We start from the raw sequence: 22,246 nt of genomic DNA, 5'->3' as shown, positions 1-22,246 counted from the left end.
TAACTTCACTTCCAATAGATATTTCACTTCCAAGCATGGAGGCCCTCGTGGACGAGTTCTCCCATACTTTCCCTGCAGCAAGAGGCGTACAGTCTGGTAGGCCGTGCTACGTTGCCATGTGCCCTCTGCGCCTCGTACCAAAAATTTTCATTTTCGACGGGCAAGAAGTTCCGCCAGAACTCAGAGCTCAAAGAGTCCTAAACAGAACCAGAATTCCCGACATTGTCAGCTACCTGGTCGACAATCCATCAGACTATACGCTTTCAGGCATTACCGCCTCGGTTGATGGACAAGTCTCATTTGAACCCAGCACGGACACTGGACTTGGCCAAAATCTTGGACTGCTCTCGATCCCAATGGATGCCAAGATTCTAATCAATGACGGACAACACCGTCGAGAAGCAATCGTTCAAGCAATCGAGCAGAACCCTGAACTTGGCTATGACAACGTTCCAGTGCTCTTTTTCATTGATGATGGCCTAAAGCGTAGTCAACAGATGTTCGCAGACCTAAACAAGCATGCAGTGCGGCCAAGTGATTCAATAAGCACGCTCTATGATCATCGCGATGCCCTATCGGAGCTGGCGCGGAATGTAGCGAAGGAAGTGAAAGTCTTCTCACGATTAACAGAGATGGAGAGGTCCAGCATCTCTAATCGAAGCAGTAAACTTTTCACGCTTTCAGCGATTAAAAATGCGTCCAAAGCCATGCTCATGAAGGGTAAAAATGATCCTATCACGCAGGATGAGCAGGACCTCGCGATCGAATTTTGGAACGAAGTAGCGGTAAACATGAGGGACTGGCAGCTCGCCCTCGAGAAGAAAGTAGCGACTTGCGACCTGCGAGAACAATACGTTCATGCGCACGGGGTCATGCTGCAGGCTATGGGGCAAATTGGCGCAGACCTGCTATTCAAGCCCAAAGCCCAATGGAGCAAGATTCTAATAGGCCTGCAGGAAATCGACTGGTCACGTGCAAACGGCGACTGGGAAGGTCGTGCAATGCATCACGGTCGCATTAGCAAAGCTCGAAGCAGTGTCGTTCTGACCGGCAACTACATCAAACAGCAACTTAGTGTTCCGCTTACACCCACGGAGCAGGAATACGAGGAGTCGTTCAAAAAATGACGGCACAAGAACAGTTCGTCTACCCGGATCACTTAACGATGATTCAAGAGTTTTCTCTTGGAAATCGTCCACTCGTGGACCTGGTTCGAGAAATTCAAACAATATACTGCTCAGATGACCGGCCATGGATCATCGGCTTTAGTGGCGGCAAAGACTCCACCTGCGTTTTGTCACTAATTTATATGGCGCTGCTTCAACTGCCTGCAGAAAAGCGCAAAAAGCACATCTATGTGGTCTCATCCGATACTCTGGTAGAAACACCGGTAGTCGTCGATATGATCAAGAAGGTGATTAACACCATAAACGAATCGGCACCCCGAGAAGGCTTACCAATTAGTGCGCACAGTGTTGTGCCGAAGACAGATCAAACTTTTTGGGTGAATTTATTGGGCCGTGGGTACCCTGCTCCAAATCAAAAATTTCGCTGGTGCACAGAGCGAATGAAGATTGATCCTGTGAGCGAGTTTATTCTCGACAAAGTTGCAAAATTTGGTGAAGCAATTGTTGTTTTGGGCTCCCGCAGCCAAGAGAGCGCGTCACGCGCTCAAGTGATAGCAAAACACAAAATCGACGGTTCGGCGTTAAGTCGCCATAAGTCTCTTCCCAATGCTTTCACCTACATGCCAATAGAAAGCTGGTCGGCTGATGAAGTTTGGATGTATTTAATGAGCGCACCTTGCCCCTGGGGCGGCTCAAACCAGGAACTTTTAGAACTGTATAAGGGATCTAACCAGGGCGAGTGCCCGCTAGTTATCGATACAAGCACCCCATCCTGCGGTAATAGCCGGTTTGGCTGTTGGACCTGCACAGTCGTAACTGACGACAAAGCCTTGCATGGCCTCATTGAATCCGGCGCCACCTGGATGGAACCGCTGCTAAAGTTCCGAAACAAACTCTATCAATCACGACAAAAAGAAAATGCTAAAGAAAACCGTAACTTTCGGCGAAGAACCGGTCGGGTCACCTACAACAGAGGTGAGATCGATGATGACAGTATTCGCGAAGCAAGCTACATACCTGGGCCTTATTGGCTGTCAAAGCGCCAAGAGTTTCTGCGTGAATTATTGACCATTGAAAAAGAGATTAATGAGGGTGGCGAGTCTATCGAACTTATTACTCGCCCCGAGCTTCACATGATCAGAAGAGAATGGCTGAGAGATCCGAACGAACCCGATTGGGAAGACTCTCTGCCAAGCATATATCGGGAGGTTTACGGGGAAGACCTCGATTGGATCGAAGACGACGCAGGCGCTTTCACACGGGCGGATTCGGAGACGCTGGAGAAGCTTTCCGAAAAGTATGGAGTACCCGCTGCTCTCATTCGCAAGATGCTTGAAGCAGAGCTGCAGGTCTCCGGACTTGGCAACCGTCGCGGCATTTTGAATAGCTTGGAAAGTATTCTTCAGCGCGACTGGGAAGATTTAGAAGCCATCAATGAACGTAATCAATCCTTCCGAAAGCGTGGCAAATCACACGTTGAAGAAGTGAAAGATGAATTTGCAGAGTTTTTGAACTAATGCTTATCAAAGAGCTCACGCTAACCGACTTCCGAGTTTACGAAGGGACTAACCGGTTCAATCTTGCGCCTGAAAAGCGCTTTGGTAAAACACGGCCCATCGTGCTCTTCGGCGGCCTCAATGGTGCCGGAAAAACCAGTATTCTCTTGGGCGTTAGGCTCGCGCTCTACGGTCGCCTATGCCTTGGCTCCTCTGTCTCGCAGAAACGTTACGACGAATTTTTACTAGACGCCATCCACCACTCCAAAGAGACCGGCCGCTCCGCCAACACGGCTTCGGTAGAGCTCACCTTCACCTATGCCAAGCTTGGAACGGAAAACCAGTACCATGTGAAGCGCGAATGGCAGCGAAAGGGTAGCGGCGTCAAAGAAGCGCTTACAATCCAAGAAAATGGTAGCCCAATTAAGGGACTGAACTACGATCAAGCCCAGAATTTTCTTAACGAATTGATCCCTGCTGGTGTCTCAGATCTATTCTTCTTCGATGGCGAAAAGATCGCGCAGCTTGCGGACGACACTGGTGGAGCAGCACTGGAGCAGTCCATCAAAAAGCTTTTAGGGCTCGATGTTGTTGAGAGACTCTCAGGCGATTTAACCGTCCTTAACCGAAACATGACAAAGCGCTCCACAGCACAAGAGATAAAAACTCAAATCGAATCTGAACAGGCCAACCTTCATGAATGGCGAAACAAAATAGAATCAATTCGCCAACAAATCACTACCACCGCTGCCCAGCGCGCAGAAGTCCAAGCTCAGGCAGACAAACTTCAAAAGAATATAGATGATCGGGGCGGCCACTTTTCAGCATCCAGAAAAGAGCTCGAAGTACAGCTTACTGACCTCCAGAATGAACGTGACCAACTAGTCGCCCGCATAAATAATCTTATGTCTGACGCTGCCCCCATCGCGCTAGCAGGGGACTTCTGTGACAGAACCAAATCTCAAATAGATCGCGACCTGGGTTTTCAGAGTGTTCTTCAGGAGAGCAAGTTCCATGAGCAGTATCGACAGAAACTTCTTAACTCCCTGAGCTCTCAGCTTACAGAAGACGCTTTAGCAACAGTGCTGAAGGAAATCGATGCCTTTAGCTTGTCAGATAAAGATCAAGGCTCAGTAGAATTGACCCATGACCTCACCCCAGCTCAGGCTAGCCATCTATTTTCGACATTTAATGAAGCGGAAAAACAAAAAGCCGATGTAGCAGAGTTATTCGATGCGTTGGAAAAAGTAGAGTCAGCTATAGACCAGATAGGAGCCTCATTGGCACGGGCACCCGACGACACTCTAATCGCCAATGATTTTGAAAACCTCCAACAGCTACAGCAAAACATCGGAAGGTTGGACGGAAAGATTGACGCACTTCGTAAATCGGGTAAAGACGCTGCGAACTCTGCTCTAGAAAATGGTCGACGTCTGGATCGCCTATATGAGACAGCAGCCAAGGTCAGCGACCAACAGCGAGTATTGGATTACATTAATAATGCCAATGGATTGCTCAATGACTACGTTGACCAGACAGCTAGCGAAAAAATCCGGGACCTAGAATCACAGTTCACCGAGTGCTTTGCAAAGCTTGCGCGTAAAGAAGATCTCGAATTGCAGATACGCATTGATCCCAAAACGTTCCAAATCAATTTGCTCGCTGGCAACGGTAGGAGCATTGCAAAGGACGAATTATCTGCGGGTGAAAAACAGATCTTCGCCATCGCCGTTCTTGAGGCGCTTGCAAAGACGTCCGGCCGACAACTACCAATGATCGTTGATACGCCCCTAGGGCGCCTGGACTCAGAACATAGGGCCAAGCTAATCGAAGGCTACTTTCCAATAGCAAGCCACCAAATGATCATTCTATCAACCGACACAGAGGTCGACGAATCCTTCTACTCCGACCTTGCTCAGGATATCTCCCGGGCTTATAAGCTGGAATATGACTCAAAAGCAGGAGCAACGCGTGTCCGTGAGGGGTACTTTTGGCAAATAAAGGAGGCAAGTTAAAATGTTCCCAACTCGTATCTACTTGAGCAAAAAAACTTGGGACCGACTACAGTATATTCAAACCCAAACTCGCCTCACTCCGAACGTAGTGGCTCGCATAGCACTATCCCTGGCACTCCGAGATATCCGTACTGCATCAGTTAATGAGAACAAGCCTGAAGAGACCCATGTCATCAATCGAGATGTTTTATTCGGCGATCACGAGAAAGCATATGAAGCCTTGATCCGACAGTTTTGTACGGAACAAAACATTGAAGCTGAAATACAAGACATCGTTCGCTCTTTAATAGATAACGGGCTCCATAAGCTCGGACATATGAAAAGCGCATCAGACCTAAAATCTTTATTTACCTAAAGTAATTAAATTTTCGATCTACGAGACAGGAATCGAAAAATTAAAAATCTTATAGAGACAAAGACTGATAGATCCTGGGCCCGACCAAAACTAATCGTTTTTTTAACGCCATTCGCCTCAGCACATTTCAAAGGTGGGTTCAAATGAACCGGCGGGCCTATCCACTCTTCATATCCACCCTAACCAACTCTCTAATTTCTTTGCTCTCAATCCCACGCTTTAAGCTTTGAACGAAACCAACGTAAGACGACGCAACTCCCGTCCCAATTTTTGATCTAATAGGCTTATTTATTGTATTTGACCTCCTAGAGCAGCAAGTAATTCTTCATTTACACCATCTTTTTCAGAGAACCCACACTTTAGCTTTAGCGCATCTACAACTCGTTTTTTTGTTGCTGACTTCGCGCTGAAATATTCTCCAGTCAAATTAAGTCCTTTTAAATTCGCTAACTCTTTATTAAAATCCACATCTTTAGAGATCGAAACTTTTTTATTTACCAGAAGAAACTTAAGAAAGTCGAATTGAGCAGAAACTCCAACAGTCCTGAATAAAATGTTATCTGGAGGCAGATCGCGCCACAAAAGCGAGCTCATAGCATTAAAATACAAACTTAAGATTACAGATATAGCTTTGTCATTGCCCTGAATATAATAATTCCGCAATGGATAACCCGGATTATCCTCTAAATCTTTACGGTTTCCATGGCCAACAATTTTTTTCCTGGAAATTTTATATTTGTCTTTTTTGGGATTTCCAGAAATAAGTGAAACGACACCCTCAATGAATGCAGCTGATGAAATACTCCAGTCTTTAATATTTTGATCCCCTCCTTTTATTAAGACTATACGGTCTCTAAAAGGACCCTCATTATTGAATCTTCTGGATAGATTTACAGCCAGCATATCTGGGGACCAGCTTGAGGCAGAGCTATCATCAAGCTGATAGCCAAACAATTGATAGGCTAAACTTTTATCAACCTTTTGTTGGTTGAAGTTGATAGTGGAAAATATATATGCTTGCAAAGAAGGAGGAAGATCTAAAAATATTGAACATGGAAGATCCATATCTTCGTCACTAAAGTCGAATGCTTGCAAGCGATGCTGACCATCAATAACTGAGCATATCCTCAAGGAACCGTCTGGTATGACAATTTTTCCAAAACGCACTCCATCATACTCCAGACCTTCTTCAAACCTCCAAGCTTGATCCGGGTCAACAAGCAAATTATCATTCATGTCATAATTGGCACTCAAAATAATAGTATTCGGAATTGACGCATTTTCAGTCTTCAAATAGCTTGCAATTTCTTTAGCCCGATCTTCATTTAATCTTCGTTGATTCCCCGAAATATATTCCTCTTCAATTTCGGCCGTCTTTGTAAAACAAACACGCTTTAGCGTCTTTGAGTTTACAGATGCGATATAAAACTCACCAATAGGCTGCCTAAGAGCAAAGCAAGGAATTTTAAATTCACTCATTGCAATCCATCCCCGCCAAGCTCTGGCTCATCTTTCTTATTGAACTTTGGGTTAAGAGCATTTATGGCCTCAGTACTTTGCTTATTGAACTTCTCCCGGTAAGAGTTCACGTACAGCCAAAGCAATATTGTTGAAGATAATCCAGCCACGACACCCCAATCACTTTTCAATGATGCAAATGACAGTATCAACGCAAGAAACCAGAAAAAGAAAGCCATATGCTTATGCAACTCTTTTTCTGAATCATACTTACCAGCCTCTCCCTTACTATCAAATATATACTCCACCGCCATACTCCCCAAAAGGGCAATGCAGAAAGTAAATACTGAAGTATTATTTAGCTGTCGATACCATTCCGGCTTTTCAGAAAAGCCCATAGGTAAGAATTCAATCCAAATCCCCAGAGTCGCTAAAGCTATCGCGATGCCTGAAAACATCACATAGCTTGGGTTGATGATTATTTTTAGCGTATCCGAGAGGAAGACTGAAAAAATTTCTCGCCACCCAGCCGTTAGCTGCCAAACTTTTACAATCCCGTCCCAAATTTTATTTAACATTTTTAAGTTCCCAAAATGCTAGATCTTTCATTTTGGTTACTTTCTTTTTGCCGTCTATACACAAACTAAAATGCTTTTCCAACTTGCGTATTTGGCCCATAAAATATTCTTCGTCTTGTTTAGACTGTGTGTTAAATATGGCCTTTATCTCTTGTGATTTGATGTTGGCAACCTGATGAATGACCCATGAAAGAATCAAGGTAGAGTAGTCATTGTCGCCTGTCTTAAAATGCTTTAGCTCTTGTGTCGAGAGGATTGTACCCACCCCAAACTCTCGACCCTCTTTAAGAATCTTCTTCAGGCTTTCGAAATCCTGCGACATAAAGTTATCTGCTTCGTCGACCAGAATCATTTTCGAAATCTGACGGAAATTACCTTCAAGTTTTGAGCTGCCTTGCTGATGCATCTGGGTGTAAAACAGGTCTAACGTCAGTGCGACTACTAGGTTTTGAATCGTGCGGTCATAGCCGGATAAATTGATGACGGTAACGCCGTCAATCAAGTCGTAAAGCGACTGAGTTTTGTGGGTGTCTGGCTCAAAGATCTCGTAGGCAGAGAGCACCTCCAGTGCGGCGTATAGCGAGTCGTGATCAATTTTTTCTTGTTCCTGAAATTCCGCCCATACATCTTCTAAAGTTGGGGCAGGTCTTGCCCACGTACTCTCATCATTGGAGTAGATACCAGCGGCTTCATATGCATCACGGATGACCGACCTTAATTTGCTTTGCTGCTTGACCCCTAGGCCATAAGACTTGGTCATGGAAGAAATGAACTGTCCAGCCACATGCACTGGAAGCTTTTTCTTATCGCCAAACAATGCAAACGGATTGAAAGGTAAACAATCAAGCTCGAACACTTTTGCGTTGGTCGCCTGCACAAAGTCGTCTGTTATGTAGTCTGCCTTGTAGTCGAAGATCAATATGCCAATTGGAGCGCCGTCAACGTTATGGTATTGATTACTCACCAACTGGGTAATTAAGGACTTCGTGAACTGGGTTTTGCCCGTTCCCATCGTGCCAATAATTCCAGTGTTGGTATTAAACAACTTATCAGTGTTCGTCGGCTCCCAATAAACCGCGTCATTAGTCTGCACATCGGTACCAAACTTGACTGTGAGATGGCTGACAGGCCCGTAAACCTCTTCCCTATTAACGTCTTCTGGAGGATTTTCGGCCGCGGCATGAAAACTTCCCAGTTTGGCTTGTGCAAAAGGGTACACAACCTTACCTGTTTGACTGCTGTTTGAAGTTTCGCCATTCCCATGCCCAAGAGTTTTAGAATCCTCCTGGGTAAAAGGCTTCAAAAAATATTGCTCCGGAACATGCAGAAGTGAGGAATTCTCTATTTTGTCTCGCAACTCCTGATAGGGTGTCCGAACCAATTGATCGAGGAGCCCCATGGGTATTTCTGCCTCCAACACGCCATTTTTAAGCTCGTACTTCTCTTCAAAGCAAGATTCATTGTTAATATGCGCAACAACCAAGGCTTGGGGGTAATCATCAGGCAGCTCTCCGATACTGTAGTTGCCTTCGAGCCATGCCTCCCGGTTACTCAAAAAACCTGAAAAATGGTCGCTTTCGAAGACCTGATAAAGCTCATATTTCTCAATTTGAAGCAGCACCTGACGAACAAACAGGCCCCTGTAGAGCTTGGCTTCAAGCGTATCGGGGCTCGGGCCAAGCAGATTATTTCCCATGTACTGCTTTAACTCTACGGCCTGCTCCTTAGCTTTGAAGAAATCTGGGCGCCCGCCTGCCTTCACCTCTACGGGTAGTAAATACAAACGATCATCCTTGAAACCCGCAAACAAAATATCGTCAGAGATGGCACCCTTACGGATGTTTCGATTATGGCGCGAGAAATCACTATCTGACATCGCGAGACCGATATTACCAGCTACACGAATCATCTCTGCGACCGATATTGGAACCCAGGTGATGTCCGACTGGGCGAGCATTGCGCTAACAACCTTGTAAGCTCCAATGATCCCTTCTTTGGCAGTTTTCTCCTTCGACTGATCGGTAATCAGCTTCAGCAGCCATTCACCATTAAAGGCATTGAACTCGCGAATCAATTCATTACCCGCGTTCCCTAGTACATTCTTATACAGGTCAATTTGCTTCGTGACAGTAATGGCGTCGTAACCAGAGGAGCTGGTGTACTGATCTGAGTAATGGATCAGGATTACGCCCGTCTTTGCTTCGAAGAATTTGAGCGTAACCTTGGGGTCAATGATGGTTGTCCACAAAGAACTATCGTATGAGCGTTCGAGCAACGCCATGAACTCCTGGCTAACGGCAAGGCTTATGGCAGAATGGTCGTGGTAGACATCATTTTTTGACTGAGACGGTCGCCACAACGTTCCTACTAGCTTGGCCAGTTTCAGATGGGGGACGTCATCGTAATCTACGCCACCCAACCCAAAGGCAGTAAAGTACCGATCCCCCTCACTCCGTGAGGATTCACCTGATAATAGGCCTCCGCATGCCAAGCCAGACAGGTGCTCGCTAATATTGTTGTCGACAGCCTCTACCTTCTGATCATTCTTGAAAAATGTCAGGTGAGCGTATGCCTGTTTCTCAACGTTATCATGACGAAATTTGCTGAATGTCATCCGGGTTCTTAACAAGTCAATAACCGCATCTGCGTTACGACGCGCGGCGCCCTTGTCTAGTTTGTAGGTGGCCTTTATTTCTTCATACATGCCCATCTCAGCGAACTTATCGAATTCAGTTTCAATAAGTTCTTGATCGTAGAGATTCACATGTATGTGCAGGCCTTCCTGCAAGTGGGCTTGATAATACGAGACGAGGCCCTGAAAAAGTTCGGTATTCTCCGCGTTGTTGACTGAATTGATTAGGAGTGGCGCATCGTCTACTTGAAGGAATAACTGATTGAATGTGCTAGTGAACTCTTCAATTTTGTGTTTAACCAGACTGGTGACGAAGTCAAAGCTTGTTTCCTGGTGAGGCACAATCTCTAGCCAAAAAGGGTTTTCCGGCACCGCTTGCGTATAGTTGTACCGGTTTTCCTTATCGAACAAGTGAGGTATCAGCCCCCTCGCGTTTAGCCGTCCCTTCGTCACCTCAGGTAACTGACGGAAACTCCTGGCATCACCATCCAGTACAATTTCCTCTACCAAGTTGACGTAATAAGACATCACCAGTGGATGAAATGGGGAGAGGTATCGCTTTTGGTTAAGCGTCACAAACCCTAGCCGAACCACTAATCGGTTGGAGTAACTTAATGACTTACCGGTGGGAATTTTTTCTAAGTAGTCGATACAGGCACGGACATATTTCTTGCCAAGTGCCACGAGCTCTGGTCCCCAGCTAGCCAGAGAAGGTAACGTTTTATGTTCTTGGAAATATCCAATCAGTGCGGAGTAAGCTTCATGTAAGGCAGAGTCGGCAAGTTCTAGGCCTGAACTAGGGATTCCTTTCTTGCGATCATGGTCCCACTCAACACAACTTTCAGTCACAAATGCCGACTCAGCTTGCAACAGCCACTTTCTCAGGAATAAAGGCTCCGACTCCTGATTATCAAATACAACTGTGTCTTTGCCAGGTTTATAGATACCGTTGAATTCATCGTTCTTGAAGAGCCGGGCGAATCTATTCGTATCGAATATGACGGGCAGCCTAAGCGTTTCTTTGCTCGGCTCACCCTCTACTAAAATTTTGAGCTCCGCTTCACCGTTGGTCAAAGTAAAACTGACTTCATCGGATTCGTCATAAAGCTGACTGAAATCTACCTTCCCAAATTCTGTAGTAGCTATCGTTTGCCCGCTATCTTTGAGTTCGACCGATGAAGTGAGGTCTGGGTTCAATTCGAGAACATGCTGGTCTGCCTGAAGCACGAGTGCCTTTCTGCGGTAATCTACGAGGAATCGGTTATCAAATGCAGACAAATGAAACGTTCCTTCGCGAATAACCATACAGTGGAAGCTGTACTTCTCATTTGAGGAGTCTCGATTGAGCCTTAAACTGAAAAACCACGGCTCGATACCGCTACCGCCAGAAATAGTGAACGTCGATTTGTCGCCCCTGGATGAGAAATCTATTTCAATCAGCTCGGACATAGATTTCGGCTGCAACGCGAGCTCTCGCTTTTCTAGGCGCTGCCCCACGAACCTGACCTTGAAACTAAAAAACTCTTGATCTGCAGGAACTTTAACTATGAGATGCTTATCTCGACGTCCAGCAGCTGTCTCTTTTTTGTCCCGGACCTCAACTTCGCCCCCGTTAACCTCCACTCCCTCATAATCAAGAGTAAGATTCTTTTGGCGATCCTCTTCCGCCCTAAAATCGCCGTAATTCAGATCCTTCCAAGAAACCTCTGGGTTATCCCCAAAGTGCTTCTGTATAAATTTCGAGCCAAATTTGGTGAGCCTATCCTCTAAATCGTTAGGAAAGTGCTCTACGGCAAACTCTATCTCTTCACGAAGTTGACGATTCGCCTCGAGGCGACGAGCAACTTGCTTCTCGTTGGAATTGCTCAATACATGAGGATCGTTAAAAAGCCCCAGTTCCTGAAAACGAAGATCTCCATCAATCACGGCATCGTGAAGATGTCGAAATCCAAAAACACTGGAACCCTCCTCGTTGATGACACGCACCTGGTGCTCGAGAAGACAACGAGACGCCACTTGACTATTCATATCGTCAGAAATTAAAGCGTCCAATTTTTCTTTTGTTTGCCGCGGAGACCAAACGGCCTCTCCCTGTGCGAGATCGAATGCACTGTTTATTAACGTATCAAGCAGGCTATTGTGGATTATCAGTAACGCACAGTTTTCGAAAGGGTATTCCTGAGCGGCAACTGCATCCCGCAGGCTAGAGATATAGTTCTCGGTGTAGCATCCACTATCCACATCAGGTTGTTCTAGGTGGCCAGACACCAGCAAACGGCAGCCATTAATGGAAAGATAAGAGAGCTCTTGGCCTTGGACCTCGATAACACCGTCCCGACTCTCCAACAATTCAGAGACAAGTCCTCTCGTGTTTTCAGGGTCTGGTGACTTGAACTGATACCGGGCGCCCGCTTCAATTCTTTCTTCAAGCCAATCCCTCAAATTTTTTACAAGAAAGGCTTCAAAGTGTTTTCCGGACATATACCGCATCTCCGCTATCGCTCATTCTTTCGACGTTCCCTATTCGCTCTAGAAACCGAATGATTGCCTGTTCCGACTGCCGGTCAAACCATACACCCCGCTTTTTAAACTCAGAAAGAAGCTCTTGAAACTGGATCTGCTTCCTATCGCCGATAGACAGGTTTGTAAGCAGCAGAAGATAATCTTGAGAAACGGTAAGCACCCGCCCAGAGCGTCCCCTTACCTGTATGAAGTGGGAAGCAACTTCGTACTCGAAAGCGTTCACGAACTTGCTATTGACTGTGAATTGGTTGGTGCCTCGCCTGCTGAATATCTCTTTGGCTGTTTCGCTAAGGTGTCCAAACATTCCTTTTACCGTTGCGGCATAGCCATCTAAAGCTTCCAAACTTCGTTTTTCTCGATATCTTTTGCAGAACGCCTCCAGTGAGTTACGAACCTCGAGTTTTTGGAGCTCTGGCATGGCGTCGATATCTTGGAAAACGCGCCACAAGGGAAATTTTTTCGCTTTCTTGTTCTGGGGCTGATTTAGGTACTCCAGCATTGATAAAACAGGAAATAAATCCGCCACTTTCACGATGAGTTGGTCAAAAGCCTCTCCAACCTGCTTTCTTTCGAGACTTGCCTTCTCTGTATCCAGAATAAAGAAAAGCGGCTTACTATCGGGTGTCTCCGTCCATCCGTTAACGTTCAGGGCGAGCTGGGCGCTATACAGGAAGTTGTATAAGTTGAAAAACAAACTCAAATTCTGAAGAAAGTAGGTGGGATGTTCGAGAAGAAAACGTAAATCCTCTGAAAATAACTTAGAGAGAAATGGCAGGTAAGGATGCTCTGTGGGCTCATTACTCGAGTTAGTAAGGAATTTCTGAAATTCTTCCACAAGCTCTTTTTCAAGAAAATTGACGTCGCTACTCAACCTTGGGAATTCAGTTCTCTCGTTCAGAATGAAGTTGGTAAGCACCTGGGAGATATGCTTATTGGTAGAGACATCTGCCTGTATGGTTTTGAATATTAGGAATTCTGGTGAAACCTTAAAGAGCCCCGATGCATTACCCTCAAAATACATCGTTTCAATCAGTCCATTGATCGAGTCATCTGTTAGCTTGGGCGCCAGACGAGCAAAAACGGCATCCCTAAAGGACTCTATGGTCGAACCTTTTGTTAGCTGCTTTTGAAGGGCTGTTGCTAGAACGCTTCCAGCTATCGCGTCGAAATCGTAGCCGGCAGTATTTGATCTCTGCTGTCGGAAGGGGAGAAAAGTGTTTACCAAATTACGTTCCTGAACTTCCTGTTCGTCCAGCTCCGCAAGATTCTCAGCTACCGTCACTCTTCACCCCCGACCAAAAATTCCTCATCTTCCACTTCGTTTGTTAGGACAAGCTGACCTTGAGCTGTAGAAAACAGCAATCGATCAGAATTGACGATAACCCCTGTGACGTCAGCAATGATTTCTTCGAGAATCACGATGGTGTTTTTGTCGTGCTTATTGGGTCGGTACCCATCGTTAATTTTAGAGATCAGTTCGAGAAAGCTTACATTCACATGGAATGTTCTCAGGCGTTGATCCCCGACTTTTATACACACCGGAAACTCGTGGATGTTGGCTACAGACTCTTTTTCGATTTGTTTGAAGTCCGGTCTCAACTTGGCGTGGGCAGAAATGGAAACTTTGTTCCTACTACAGAGAAACATATGGCCTCGCTTTATTAGCGAAGGCTCGAGGCGGTTCCCAAATCGCATCAATGCCGCAAAAAGTTCGTCCTTATAAAATTCACGGAGAAGGGTCTTACCCCGACCATCGTACGCTGCGTGAAGTCGCCAAATTTCAATATAGCGATCATATAGCGGCTGCTCGAAATCACTGCCAAAAGTCTGATGGAAGTTGTTACCCACTTCGACTTCCTGCAGAAGATAAAAAAAACGGAGCCAGCTAGCTGCACCTAAGCCACGAACATTGAGGTCATTCGCAACGCTTTGCTGAAACTCTTCGAAAGCCTGCTCTTTGACACCCAGGGGGTGTTGAATCAAGAACTGATCAATTCGTCGCGACCGTATGGAGCAAGGATCAAAGTGACTGACGACATCACTCAGCTCATTGTGGCCGCTGACGAAAAGGTTATCGAAAAGCAAGCCAGGACCGGTGATTAGATGGTGGACAAAATCAAGTAATGCCCGAGCAGACAAAAACTGATCGAACCTCAACCGGGCGGAGAGAAGCAACTTTACGATACGCTCACGAACTTCCTCAATTTGCAGCAATTGATAATTGGTTGTCAGCTTGTCTTGAGATGTTTCAATCGACTCTATATAAGCCCTGTAGAGTGGATTTGCATCTGAGGCGGCAACCGCTCTCTCTATTAGTTCGCTGATGAATGCCGATCCAGTCTCCCCATCTTCGAGGCTAAACTTTGGGTATTTCTCGAAATTTAGAAATTTAAAAGAGGGCGACACCTCCTCGCCGTGCTGAAGGTACGCCTCGATGGCTCTTCGTATCTCCTCGTGCTCCACATCGCCTTGAGACGAAAAATTGAAGAGCATTCCAACATTGATACCTACGACCAGCGGCTTCTCAGAACTTTTTTGTTCCTCAAAAAGCTGGTTGAGCGCTTGGATGGCGTTCTGATCTGGCTTGAAAGCATGTGTGGCATCGAGGTGGAAATGAAATTCATCGGAATAGCGCTTGTGGTAGCGCTTGAGAATCTCAGACTTGCCGTCACCGGAAGAACCGCAGAGGAAGATTACCGTTTCCGGAGGCGGACTCGAGTCCAATAGGCGCTTAAAGTCAGTCTCGATGTCGGTCTCGACATACAGATATTCTTTCAGCTCGTCTTCTTCTTTTTGTCCTTGCCCGAGCGTTGTTACTGCTTGGGCCGACGACCTCGCGAGAGTATCCAGTAACCGTTTGAACTGCACGTTTCTTATCCTTAATCAACGGCTTATCGGAATAATGGTTCTTATTACGCAGAGAAAATGAACCAAATGTCATTCGAGGCTACCACAGGCGGCAATTTGAAGGAAAGCTAGCGTGCTAAAGATATAACCTGCGCACTTCGAGTGCTAAAAAACCTAAAAAAATCATGAACGAGGCTTAGATCCAAGGGATGCTCAGAATGCTTGGGAGCATAGCGAGAGTAACGAGTCCTCAGGTACAAACCTAAATGCTTCGTCGACAAGAAATATATGTGTCTACTAACGAGCCCCCAACACCTGGTCCTTCAGGCTTTCCAGATCTCTGGACTCTACCCCTAGATTCCGCCGTTTCTCTGTATGGCAAGTAAACAGCAGTATCTGATAGCGGCTCGCCGCATCAAACAAGATGCGTTTCATATCTTCCAGGCGGTCGCTGTCACTGTGCACCAGGGTGTCGTCCAGAATGACCAAACTCAGCCTTCCCGCTTCCCGCAGCAGCTCGGCATAGGCCAGGCGGCTGATCAACCCCGTCGGTTCCCGTGCCCCAAAACTCAGTTCGGTGACCTGTCCCAGTTCAGTGCCCCCGACTGAAGGTGCCGGGCCGGAGCTGTTCATCGACTTCCAGAGAGGCTTCCGGGAAAAGCACCGACAGGTAATGGTTGAGGTGCTTTTGCAGCAGGGCCTGCAGGCGACGTGTCAGGGTCTGGCGCCGGTGATTGACCGCATTCTGGTAGCGTTCGATATCCTGTCGGAGATAGTCCGGGCGGGCATCCCGGATTTCCCGTTCGCGGCTAGTTTGCAGCGGAAATTAGGCCGGGCTCAACCGGCAAGCCGCGTACTTGAACTCCGGAATCTTCCCGAACGGGTCCAGCGCCGGGTTGGTGAGCAGGTTGGCCGCTGCCTCCACAAAGGCGAAGGGTACGAACACCATGCCCTCAGGCATGGTCTGATCGGCCCGCGCGGCCAGGGTGATGCTGCCGCGCCGGGTGGCAATTTGAATTGGATCACCCGATGCTACGCCCAGGCGAGCGAACTCCGCTGGTGCCAGAAAGGCAGCTGCTTCGGGCTCCCGCTCGTCCAGTACCCGGCTGCGACGGGTCATGGCACCGGTGTGCCAGTGCTCAAGCAGTCGCCCGGTGGTTAAAACGGTGGGATAGGCCTCATCCACCGGCTCGTCGGGCGGCAGTGGCCAAGCGGGCGAAAATCTGGCCCGGCCGCCAGCCCGTGGGAAGGCATCAGAGAAGACAACGTCGTGCCCCGGCGCGTCGTCGGCCGGACATGGATAGGTCACGGAACCTTCGCGTTCCAGCCGGGACCAGGAGATATGATCGAGTGAGTGCATGCCCTGTTTCATCTCGGCGAACACTTGCTCAGGGCCGGCGTAGTTCCAGGCCAGCCCGAAACGTCGGGCAATTTCCTGAATAATCCACCAGTCGGGCTTTGCCTCCCCCGGCGGTGCCAGCGCGGCACGGCCCATTTGCATCTGCCGGTTGGTGTTGGTGACGGTGCCTGATTTTTCCGACCAGGCAGTAGCAGGCAGGATCACGTCGGCAAACTGGGCGGTTTCAGTTACAAACAGATCCTGCACCGCCAGGTGCTCCAGGGCACCGAGCGCGGCCCGGGCGTGGGTCAGATCGGGATCGGACATCGCGGGGTTCTCGCCGAGGATGTACATGCCCTTGATCGTCCCCGCCGTGATGGCATTCATAATCTCCACCACGGTGAGCCCGGGCTCCGGGTCAAGTTCGGTGTCCCAGAGTTCTTCGAAGGCAGCGCGCAACTGGGCGTCTCCTACCGGTTGGTAGTCGGGCAATACCATGGGGATCAAGCCAGCATCGGATGCGCCCTGCACGTTGTTTTGCCCGCGCAGAGGATGCAGCCCGGTGCCGGGCCGGCCCGTGTGGCCGCATGTGAGCGCCAGGGAAATAAGGCATCGGGCGTTGTCGGTGCCGTGCACGTGTTGGGAGATGCCCATGCCCCAGAAAATCATCGCGCGCTCAGCACCCGCGTAGGCTCGGGCCACTTCGCGAATGACCTCTGGTTCAACGCCGCAGACCGGGCTCATCACCTCCGGCGTCATATCCACAACACTGGCGGCCAGTGCCTCGAAGCCCTCGGTGTGGGCATCTATGTAGGCCCGGTCAAAAAGTCCTTCGCTGATTATCACATTGAGCATGGCGTTAAACAGTGACACGTCGCCACCCGGCGAGAAACGCAGGCTCCGCCAGGCATAGGCATCCAGCGCCTGGCCCCGGGGATCGATGATGATCAGCTTGGTGCCGTTTCGTGCCGCCTGCTTGAAGTAGGTGGCGGCCACCGGATGGTTTACCGCCGGATTGCAGCCGGTGAGAATCACCACGTCGGCCTCGAGCGCCTGCATGAAGGAGGCGGTGACTGCGCCAGAGCCCAGGCATTCCATCAGCGCGGCCACGGAGCTGGCGTGACAAAGCCGGGTACAGTGATCAACGTGGTTGGAGCCAAAACCGGTGCGCACCAGCTTCTGGAACAGCCAGGCCTCTTCGTTGGAGCACTTGGCGCTGCCAAAGCCGGCGAGCGCATCCGGCCCGTATTGCGCTTTTAGTTGGGTTAATCCGCTTGCCGCAAGATCCAGGGCCTCTTCCCAGCTTGCCTCTCGGAAGTGAGTTAACGGATTGGTCGGGTCAAAGTCAGGGTCGAGCCCCTTGGGCACGCCCTCCCGGCGGATCAGCGGTCGGGTGAGCCGTGCCGGGTGCGAGGGATAATCAAAGCCGAAGCGGCCTTTCACACAGAGCCGGCCCTGGTTTGAGGGGCCGTCTCTGCCTTCAACAAAAAGGATACGTCCTCGCTGCTCGCCTGCCCCTGCTCTGGCGTTGGCCGGCTCGTCTTTAACGTGATAGGTCAACTGACAGCCCACTCCGCAGTAGGGGCAGACTGAGTCGACGGTGCGGTCTGCCGTTGCGGAGTCTCCGCGGCCCTCGGCATCAATCAGAGTGGCGGGCATCAGCGCCCCGGTCGGGCAGGCCTGCACGCATTCGCCGCAGGCAACGCAGGTGCTGTCTCCCATGGGGTCATCGAAATCGAACACCACCTTGGATGCCGCGCCACGATGGGCCAGGCCGATAACATCATTTCCCTGCACCTCACGGCACGCGCGCTCGCACAAGCCGCAGGTGATGCAGGCATCCAGATTTACATTCATGGCTGAATGAGTGGCGTCATGGCCTCGGGCGTGGGCCAGCGAATCCGACCGCGGGGCAACGTGGTGAACCGTGGGCTCGTCGCGCTCTGAGCGGGCCGGGAGACGTTGACGAACAGCAATGGCATCAATAGACAGTTGATCCGCCGTCTGCCACAGGTGGCTGGACCGGTCCGGACTTTGCGATTGCTCGGGCTGATCGGCCAGCAGCAATTCCAGCACGGCCCTGCGGGCGTCCTGGGCACGGGTGGAGGCTGCGCTTCGCACCACCATGCCAGGCGTTGCCTCGCGAATACAGCTGGCCGCAAGCACCCGCTCGCCTTCAACTTCCACCATGCAGGCGCGGCAATTGCCATCCGCGCGGTATCCTGGGATGTCTTTGAAGCAAAGGTGCGGGATTGTCTCGCCGGCACGCTTGGCGACCTGCCACAGGGTTTCGCCCGGGAAAGCCTGAACCTCAACGTCGTCCAGTGTCAGGGTAAAGCTTGTAGTCGCATCGCTCATGGCTGTTTTTCGGTGGCTCATGGCTGTCTCCCCCTAACCTTTGGCGATCAGGTTGCTGCTGGCGAGTTCGCTGCGGAAGTCCCGAAGCAGGCTCAGCACCGGATTGGGTGCGGCCTGGCCCAGACCGCAGATGGAAGCATCGGCCATCACCCTGGCCAGCTGCTGGAGTGTCGCCTCATCCCAGGTGTCGCGTTCCAGCAAGGTGAGCATTTTCTCGGTGCCCACACGGCACGGAGTGCACTGCCCGCAGGACTCATCCGCGAAGAATCCCAGAAGATTGGCAGCCGCGTCGGCCAAATTGTCCTGATCTGATAGAACGATCACAGCTGCGGAGCCGATAAAACACCCGTGCTCCTGCAGGGTGTCAAAGTCCAGTGGGATGTCTGCTTTGCTGGCTGGCAGTATTCCGCCGGAAGCACCGCCGGGCAGATAGGCCAGGAGTCGATGCCCTTCCGCCATGCCGCCGCAGTATTCCTCTATCAACTCATTGAGGGTGATGCCCGCGGGGGCGAGGTGCACCCCAGGCCGCGCGACCCGCCCGGAGACCGAGAAGCTGCGGAGGCCGCGACGGCCATGCCGCCCCTGGCTGGCGAACCATTCGGCGCCCCGGGCGTGGATGCGCGGAATCCAGTAAACCGTCTCGACGTTGTTAACCAGGGTGGGCTGCCCAAACAGTCCTTTCTGGGCAACGAACGGCGGGCGATGGCGTGGCTTGCCAGGTTTGCCCTCCAGGGATTCGATAAGGGCTGACTCCTCACCGCAGATGTAGGCGCCCGCGCCCCGGCGCAGGATGACGAAGCCCGACTCGACAATGCCGGCCGACTCAAGCTCGGCGATAGCATCGGTCAGCACCCTGTACAGACCGGGATATTCGTCCCGAAGATAAATGTAGAGGGACTGCGCCTCAACCGCCCAGGCGCTGACCAGAGCGCCCTCAAGGAATTGGTGGGGATCGTTCTCCAGATAATAACGATCCTTGAAGGTGCCCGGTTCGCCTTCGTCGGCGTTGATCACCGCGTAGCGTGGCCCCGGCTCGGCCCTCACTGCCTGCCATTTTCGGAAGGTGGGAAATCCAGCGCCACCCAGACCTCGCAGGCCGGCCAGCTCGAGCTCATTGGAGAGCGTTTCAAAACTCACCCGGCCTTCACGGCAATCCATCAGCAACCGATAACCACCGGCCGAACGATAATCCGCCAGACGTTGCCAGGAGACCTCCTCTGGCTGAACCTGCCCCAGCTCTACCGCGGCCCCAACATTCCGGGCGTTGGCATTCACCACATGATGGTGCCCAACGGCTACCACGGGCGCCGTGTCGCAACGCCCCATACAGGGCGCGCGCCTTACCCTCACCGTTTCGGGATCAACTCCATCAGATAGCGCTTGATGCAGCGCCTCAGCTCCCGCCAAATGACAGGAGAGCGAGTCACACACCCTGAGTGTCAAGGCAGGCGGAGGTGCTTGTTCGTCATGAATAACGTCGAAATGGGCGTAAAAGGTAGCCGTTTCATAAATGGCGGCCATGGGCAGGTTCATGAAAGCCGCAAGGGCCCGGAGACGGGGCATGGAGAGGTAACCGTGGGTGTCCTGCAGTGCATGCAGGTGCTCGATCAGGCGATCGCGGCGGCGCAATGACGAATCGAGACGTTCGTCACCGATCAGGTCCCGCAGCTCCGCCAATAAGAGGGGTTCCAGTTGGCGGCCGCGAGGTGAAGCGCGCCGGGGTTTGACGTTCTTTTCGTCTGTTCTCATTGTTTTTGACCAGGCGCCGAATTACAAAAGACAGCCGTGTTGGCTGGCCTGACTATTTATGAATCATAGAAGCATAGCAGGCTGTGTTGCCACCAGACGATCGTAAAGTCGTTAGATAGCGAAACGTTCCGGGTCAGAAACCTTCGAAGTGCTGAGATTCGGGGGGGAAATAATGGAGGCGCGGGTCGGAATCGAACCGGCGTACACGGAGTTGCAGTCCGCTGCATAACCACTCTGCCACCGCGCCGGGTAAGCCTTGATCTGGCTTTTGCTCTCAGGAGGCATTGAGAGACTTGGAAATGGAGCGGGAAACGAGATTCGAACTCGCGACCCCAACCTTGGCAAGGTTGTGCTCTACCAACTGAGCTATTCCCGCTCTTCGTGACCGAGGCATTGCCTCATCAACGGCTGCGTATTCTACGGATTACCGGTCGGGCGTCAATACTTTTTTATCAAGTTTCTGTTTTAACGGACTTTGTGAGCAAAGTTTGGCCAATCTAAGCTTCTCAGGATAAACAGGCACCTGCGGGACTGGCAGACTGTTAATCGAGTCTCTAAGCTGGTGTCTGGCCAGTTAAATCACCCATGGATTCGACATAACGTGCCCAGCTCCCGTAATTCCGAGCAGACTGATTCGCCAGCGGCCTCACCCGTTCCGGGATCCGTGTCCCTGGACTCAGGTACTTTGCAGGTCGCCGGTGACTGGCTTCTGAGCAACTATCGACAACTGAAATCTATAGTCCTCCCGAAGGCAAAACCCGGGGTGAGCAGGCGTGAAATTGACCTGTCTGGCCTGAAACGAATCGATACGGCCGGAGCCTCCCTGCTTGCCTCACTGCTCGGACCGCAACGGTTACTGGAGACAGCCTCAAAGTCAGAACAATTGCCCCGCGAAAAATCCGCCCTGATTGTGGCGGTCTGCCGTGCCATGGAGAACCAACCCAAGCCGGCCACGTCGACACCCTCCCTGCTCAAAAGCTTCGTTATGGGTGCCGGCCAGAAGGTAGAAAGCATCTGCCGCCTGCTCTGGATTCTTGTTGGCTTTATCGGCCAGACCCTCGCCACCCTGGCCTGGAACCTGCCCAGACCCTGGCGCTGGCGCATGACCCCGTTTGTCGCAGCCGTTCATGACACCGGGCTGAATGCACTTCCAATCGTTGCGTTACTGACTTTTCTGGTCGGTGCTGTGGTTGCCTTCCTCGGCGCAACCGTACTGGAAAACTTCGGCGCAACGATTTATACCGTCAACCTGGTGGCTTTCGCGTTCCTTCGGGAGTTCGGGGTGCTGCTTGCGGCCATACTCATGGCTGGCCGAACCGCCAGTGCTTTTACGGCACACATCGGCGCAATGAAGGTCAATGAAGAGCTGGACGCGATCCGGACACTGGGGCTGAACCCCATCGAACTGCTTGTGCTGCCCCGGGTCATGGCCATGATGGTCAGCCTTCCAATTCTCTCTTTTGTAGGGATGATTTCGGGAATGGTGGGTGGTGCCATGGTATGTGCCCTGGTGCTGGATATTTCACCCACCCTGTTCATGGCAATCGTTGAGCGCGATATTCCATTGCAGCATTTCTTTGTGGGTATGGTTAAGGCTCCGATTTTCGCCTTTCTGATTGCGGTTATCGGCTGCCTCGAGGGATTCAAGGTCGCTGGCAGCGCCCAATCCGTTGGAGAACACACAACCTCCAGCGTGGTCCAATCCATATTTATGGTCATTCTGCTGGATTCCATCGCTGCGCTATTCTTTATGGAAATGGGTTGGTAAT

General features: G+C 50.4%; 12 protein-coding genes, 2 tRNA genes and 1 pseudogene. 5 read left to right on the top strand and 10 right to left on the bottom strand.

All coding sequences use genetic code 11. The annotated features are described in order from the left end of the window. Positions 1 to 47 precede the first annotated feature (47 nt). Genes dndB through CLH62_RS21610 form a run of 4 tightly spaced genes read left to right on the top strand, consistent with a single transcriptional unit; the run spans position 48 to position 4,993 of the window. Positions 48 to 1,127 carry a DNA sulfur modification protein DndB gene (gene dndB / locus CLH62_RS00260; protein ID WP_228152733.1) on the top strand — a complete coding sequence of 360 codons (1,080 nt, stop codon included), beginning with the start codon at positions 48 to 50 and terminating at the stop codon, positions 1,125 to 1,127. Then, complete coding sequence (gene dndC / locus CLH62_RS00255; protein WP_099616165.1) at positions 1,124 to 2,644, top strand: DNA phosphorothioation system sulfurtransferase DndC; 1,521 nt, start codon at positions 1,124 to 1,126, stop codon at positions 2,642 to 2,644. The genes dndB and dndC overlap by 4 nt, the downstream gene beginning before the upstream one ends. Beyond that, positions 2,644 to 4,638 carry a DNA sulfur modification protein DndD gene (dndD, locus tag CLH62_RS00250; protein ID WP_099616164.1) on the top strand — a complete coding sequence of 665 codons (1,995 nt, stop codon included), beginning with the start codon at positions 2,644 to 2,646 and terminating at the stop codon, positions 4,636 to 4,638. Before dndC ends, dndD begins: the two co-directional genes overlap by 1 nt. A 1-nt stretch (position 4,639) precedes the next feature. After that, entirely contained in the window at positions 4,640 to 4,993 is a 354-nt protein-coding gene (locus tag CLH62_RS21610; protein WP_099616163.1) for a DndE family protein, read from the top strand. A gap of 288 nt (positions 4,994 to 5,281) precedes the next feature. Here the strand turns inward: CLH62_RS21610 and CLH62_RS00240 are convergent, their stop codons facing one another. The 10 genes and pseudogenes from CLH62_RS00240 to CLH62_RS00195 all read right to left on the bottom strand — a co-directional run bounded on the left by CLH62_RS00240 (position 5,282) and on the right by CLH62_RS00195 (position 20,853). Continuing rightward, complete coding sequence (locus tag CLH62_RS00240) at positions 5,282 to 6,472, bottom strand: DGQHR domain-containing protein (RefSeq protein ID WP_099616162.1); 1,191 nt, start codon at positions 6,470 to 6,472, stop codon at positions 5,282 to 5,284. After that, positions 6,469 to 7,029: a hypothetical protein gene (locus CLH62_RS00235; RefSeq protein ID WP_099616161.1), complete on the bottom strand. Its 561-nt coding sequence runs from the start codon at positions 7,027 to 7,029 to the stop codon at positions 6,469 to 6,471. Before CLH62_RS00235 ends, CLH62_RS00240 begins: the two co-directional genes overlap by 4 nt. Further along, entirely contained in the window at positions 7,019 to 12,142 is a 5,124-nt protein-coding gene (gene dptH / locus CLH62_RS00230; protein ID WP_211285607.1) for a DNA phosphorothioation-dependent restriction protein DptH, read from the bottom strand. Before dptH ends, CLH62_RS00235 begins: the two co-directional genes overlap by 11 nt. After that, the gene (gene dptG, locus CLH62_RS00225; RefSeq protein WP_099616159.1) at positions 12,123 to 13,466 is read right to left on the bottom strand and encodes a DNA phosphorothioation-dependent restriction protein DptG; all 1,344 of its coding nucleotides are present in this window, start codon (positions 13,464 to 13,466) and stop codon (positions 12,123 to 12,125) included. The genes dptH and dptG overlap by 20 nt, the downstream gene beginning before the upstream one ends. After that, positions 13,463 to 15,052, bottom strand: coding sequence for a DNA phosphorothioation-dependent restriction protein DptF (gene dptF, locus CLH62_RS00220; protein WP_170005737.1), 1,590 nt, complete (start codon positions 15,050 to 15,052; stop codon positions 13,463 to 13,465). The genes dptG and dptF overlap by 4 nt, the downstream gene beginning before the upstream one ends. A 276-nt stretch (positions 15,053 to 15,328) precedes the next feature. Then, positions 15,329 to 15,839: pseudogene (locus CLH62_RS00215) on the bottom strand (AAA family ATPase); the annotation flags it as partial. 18 nt (positions 15,840 to 15,857) lie between these two features. Continuing rightward, positions 15,858 to 18,749 (bottom strand): formate dehydrogenase subunit alpha, encoded by a 2,892-nt coding sequence (gene fdhF / locus CLH62_RS00210; protein ID WP_099616157.1) that lies wholly within the window; start codon positions 18,747 to 18,749, stop codon positions 15,858 to 15,860. A 12-nt stretch (positions 18,750 to 18,761) separates the two neighbouring features. Beyond that, the gene (locus CLH62_RS00205) at positions 18,762 to 20,477 is read right to left on the bottom strand and encodes an NADH-ubiquinone oxidoreductase-F iron-sulfur binding region domain-containing protein (RefSeq protein WP_099616156.1); all 1,716 of its coding nucleotides are present in this window, start codon (positions 20,475 to 20,477) and stop codon (positions 18,762 to 18,764) included. Positions 20,478 to 20,650: 173 nt separating this feature from the next. Next, positions 20,651 to 20,724, bottom strand: a tRNA-Cys gene (locus CLH62_RS00200). A 53-nt stretch (positions 20,725 to 20,777) separates the two neighbouring features. Continuing rightward, positions 20,778 to 20,853: transfer RNA gene (locus tag CLH62_RS00195), tRNA-Gly, on the bottom strand. A gap of 225 nt (positions 20,854 to 21,078) precedes the next feature. Here CLH62_RS00195 and CLH62_RS00190 point away from each other — a divergent pair. Then, positions 21,079 to 22,245, top strand: a complete 1,167-nt coding sequence (locus tag CLH62_RS00190; protein ID WP_170005736.1) for an ABC transporter permease — start codon at positions 21,079 to 21,081, stop codon at positions 22,243 to 22,245. The last annotated feature ends 1 nt before the right edge of the window (position 22,246 follow it).

The sequence above is a fragment of the Marinobacter guineae genome, from assembly GCF_002744735.1.
In the GTDB taxonomy this organism is placed as follows: domain Bacteria; phylum Pseudomonadota; class Gammaproteobacteria; order Pseudomonadales; family Oleiphilaceae; genus Marinobacter; species Marinobacter guineae.
The sequence above is the reverse complement of the archived record's forward strand: the minus strand, read 5'-3'. Positions and strand labels throughout refer to the sequence as shown.

Excerpts from the sequence above, each read along its gene's own strand:
- CLH62_RS00235 (WP_099616161.1), bottom strand. The coding sequence starts at position 7,029 with ATGTTAAATAAAATTTGGGACGGGATTGTAAAAGTTTGGCAGCTAACG.
- dptH (WP_211285607.1), bottom strand. The coding sequence starts at position 12,142 with ATGTCCGGAAAACACTTTGAAGCCTTTCTTGTAAAAAATTTGAGGGAT.
- fdhF (WP_099616157.1), bottom strand. The coding sequence starts at position 18,749 with ATGAGCCACCGAAAAACAGCCATGAGCGATGCGACTACAAGCTTTACC.
- CLH62_RS21610 (WP_099616163.1), top strand. The coding sequence starts at position 4,640 with ATGTTCCCAACTCGTATCTACTTGAGCAAAAAAACTTGGGACCGACTA.
- dndD (WP_099616164.1), top strand. The coding sequence starts at position 2,644 with ATGCTTATCAAAGAGCTCACGCTAACCGACTTCCGAGTTTACGAAGGG.
- dndC (WP_099616165.1), top strand. The coding sequence starts at position 1,124 with ATGACGGCACAAGAACAGTTCGTCTACCCGGATCACTTAACGATGATT.
- CLH62_RS00205 (WP_099616156.1), bottom strand. The coding sequence starts at position 20,477 with ATGAGAACAGACGAAAAGAACGTCAAACCCCGGCGCGCTTCACCTCGC.
- CLH62_RS00240 (WP_099616162.1), bottom strand. The coding sequence starts at position 6,472 with ATGAGTGAATTTAAAATTCCTTGCTTTGCTCTTAGGCAGCCTATTGGT.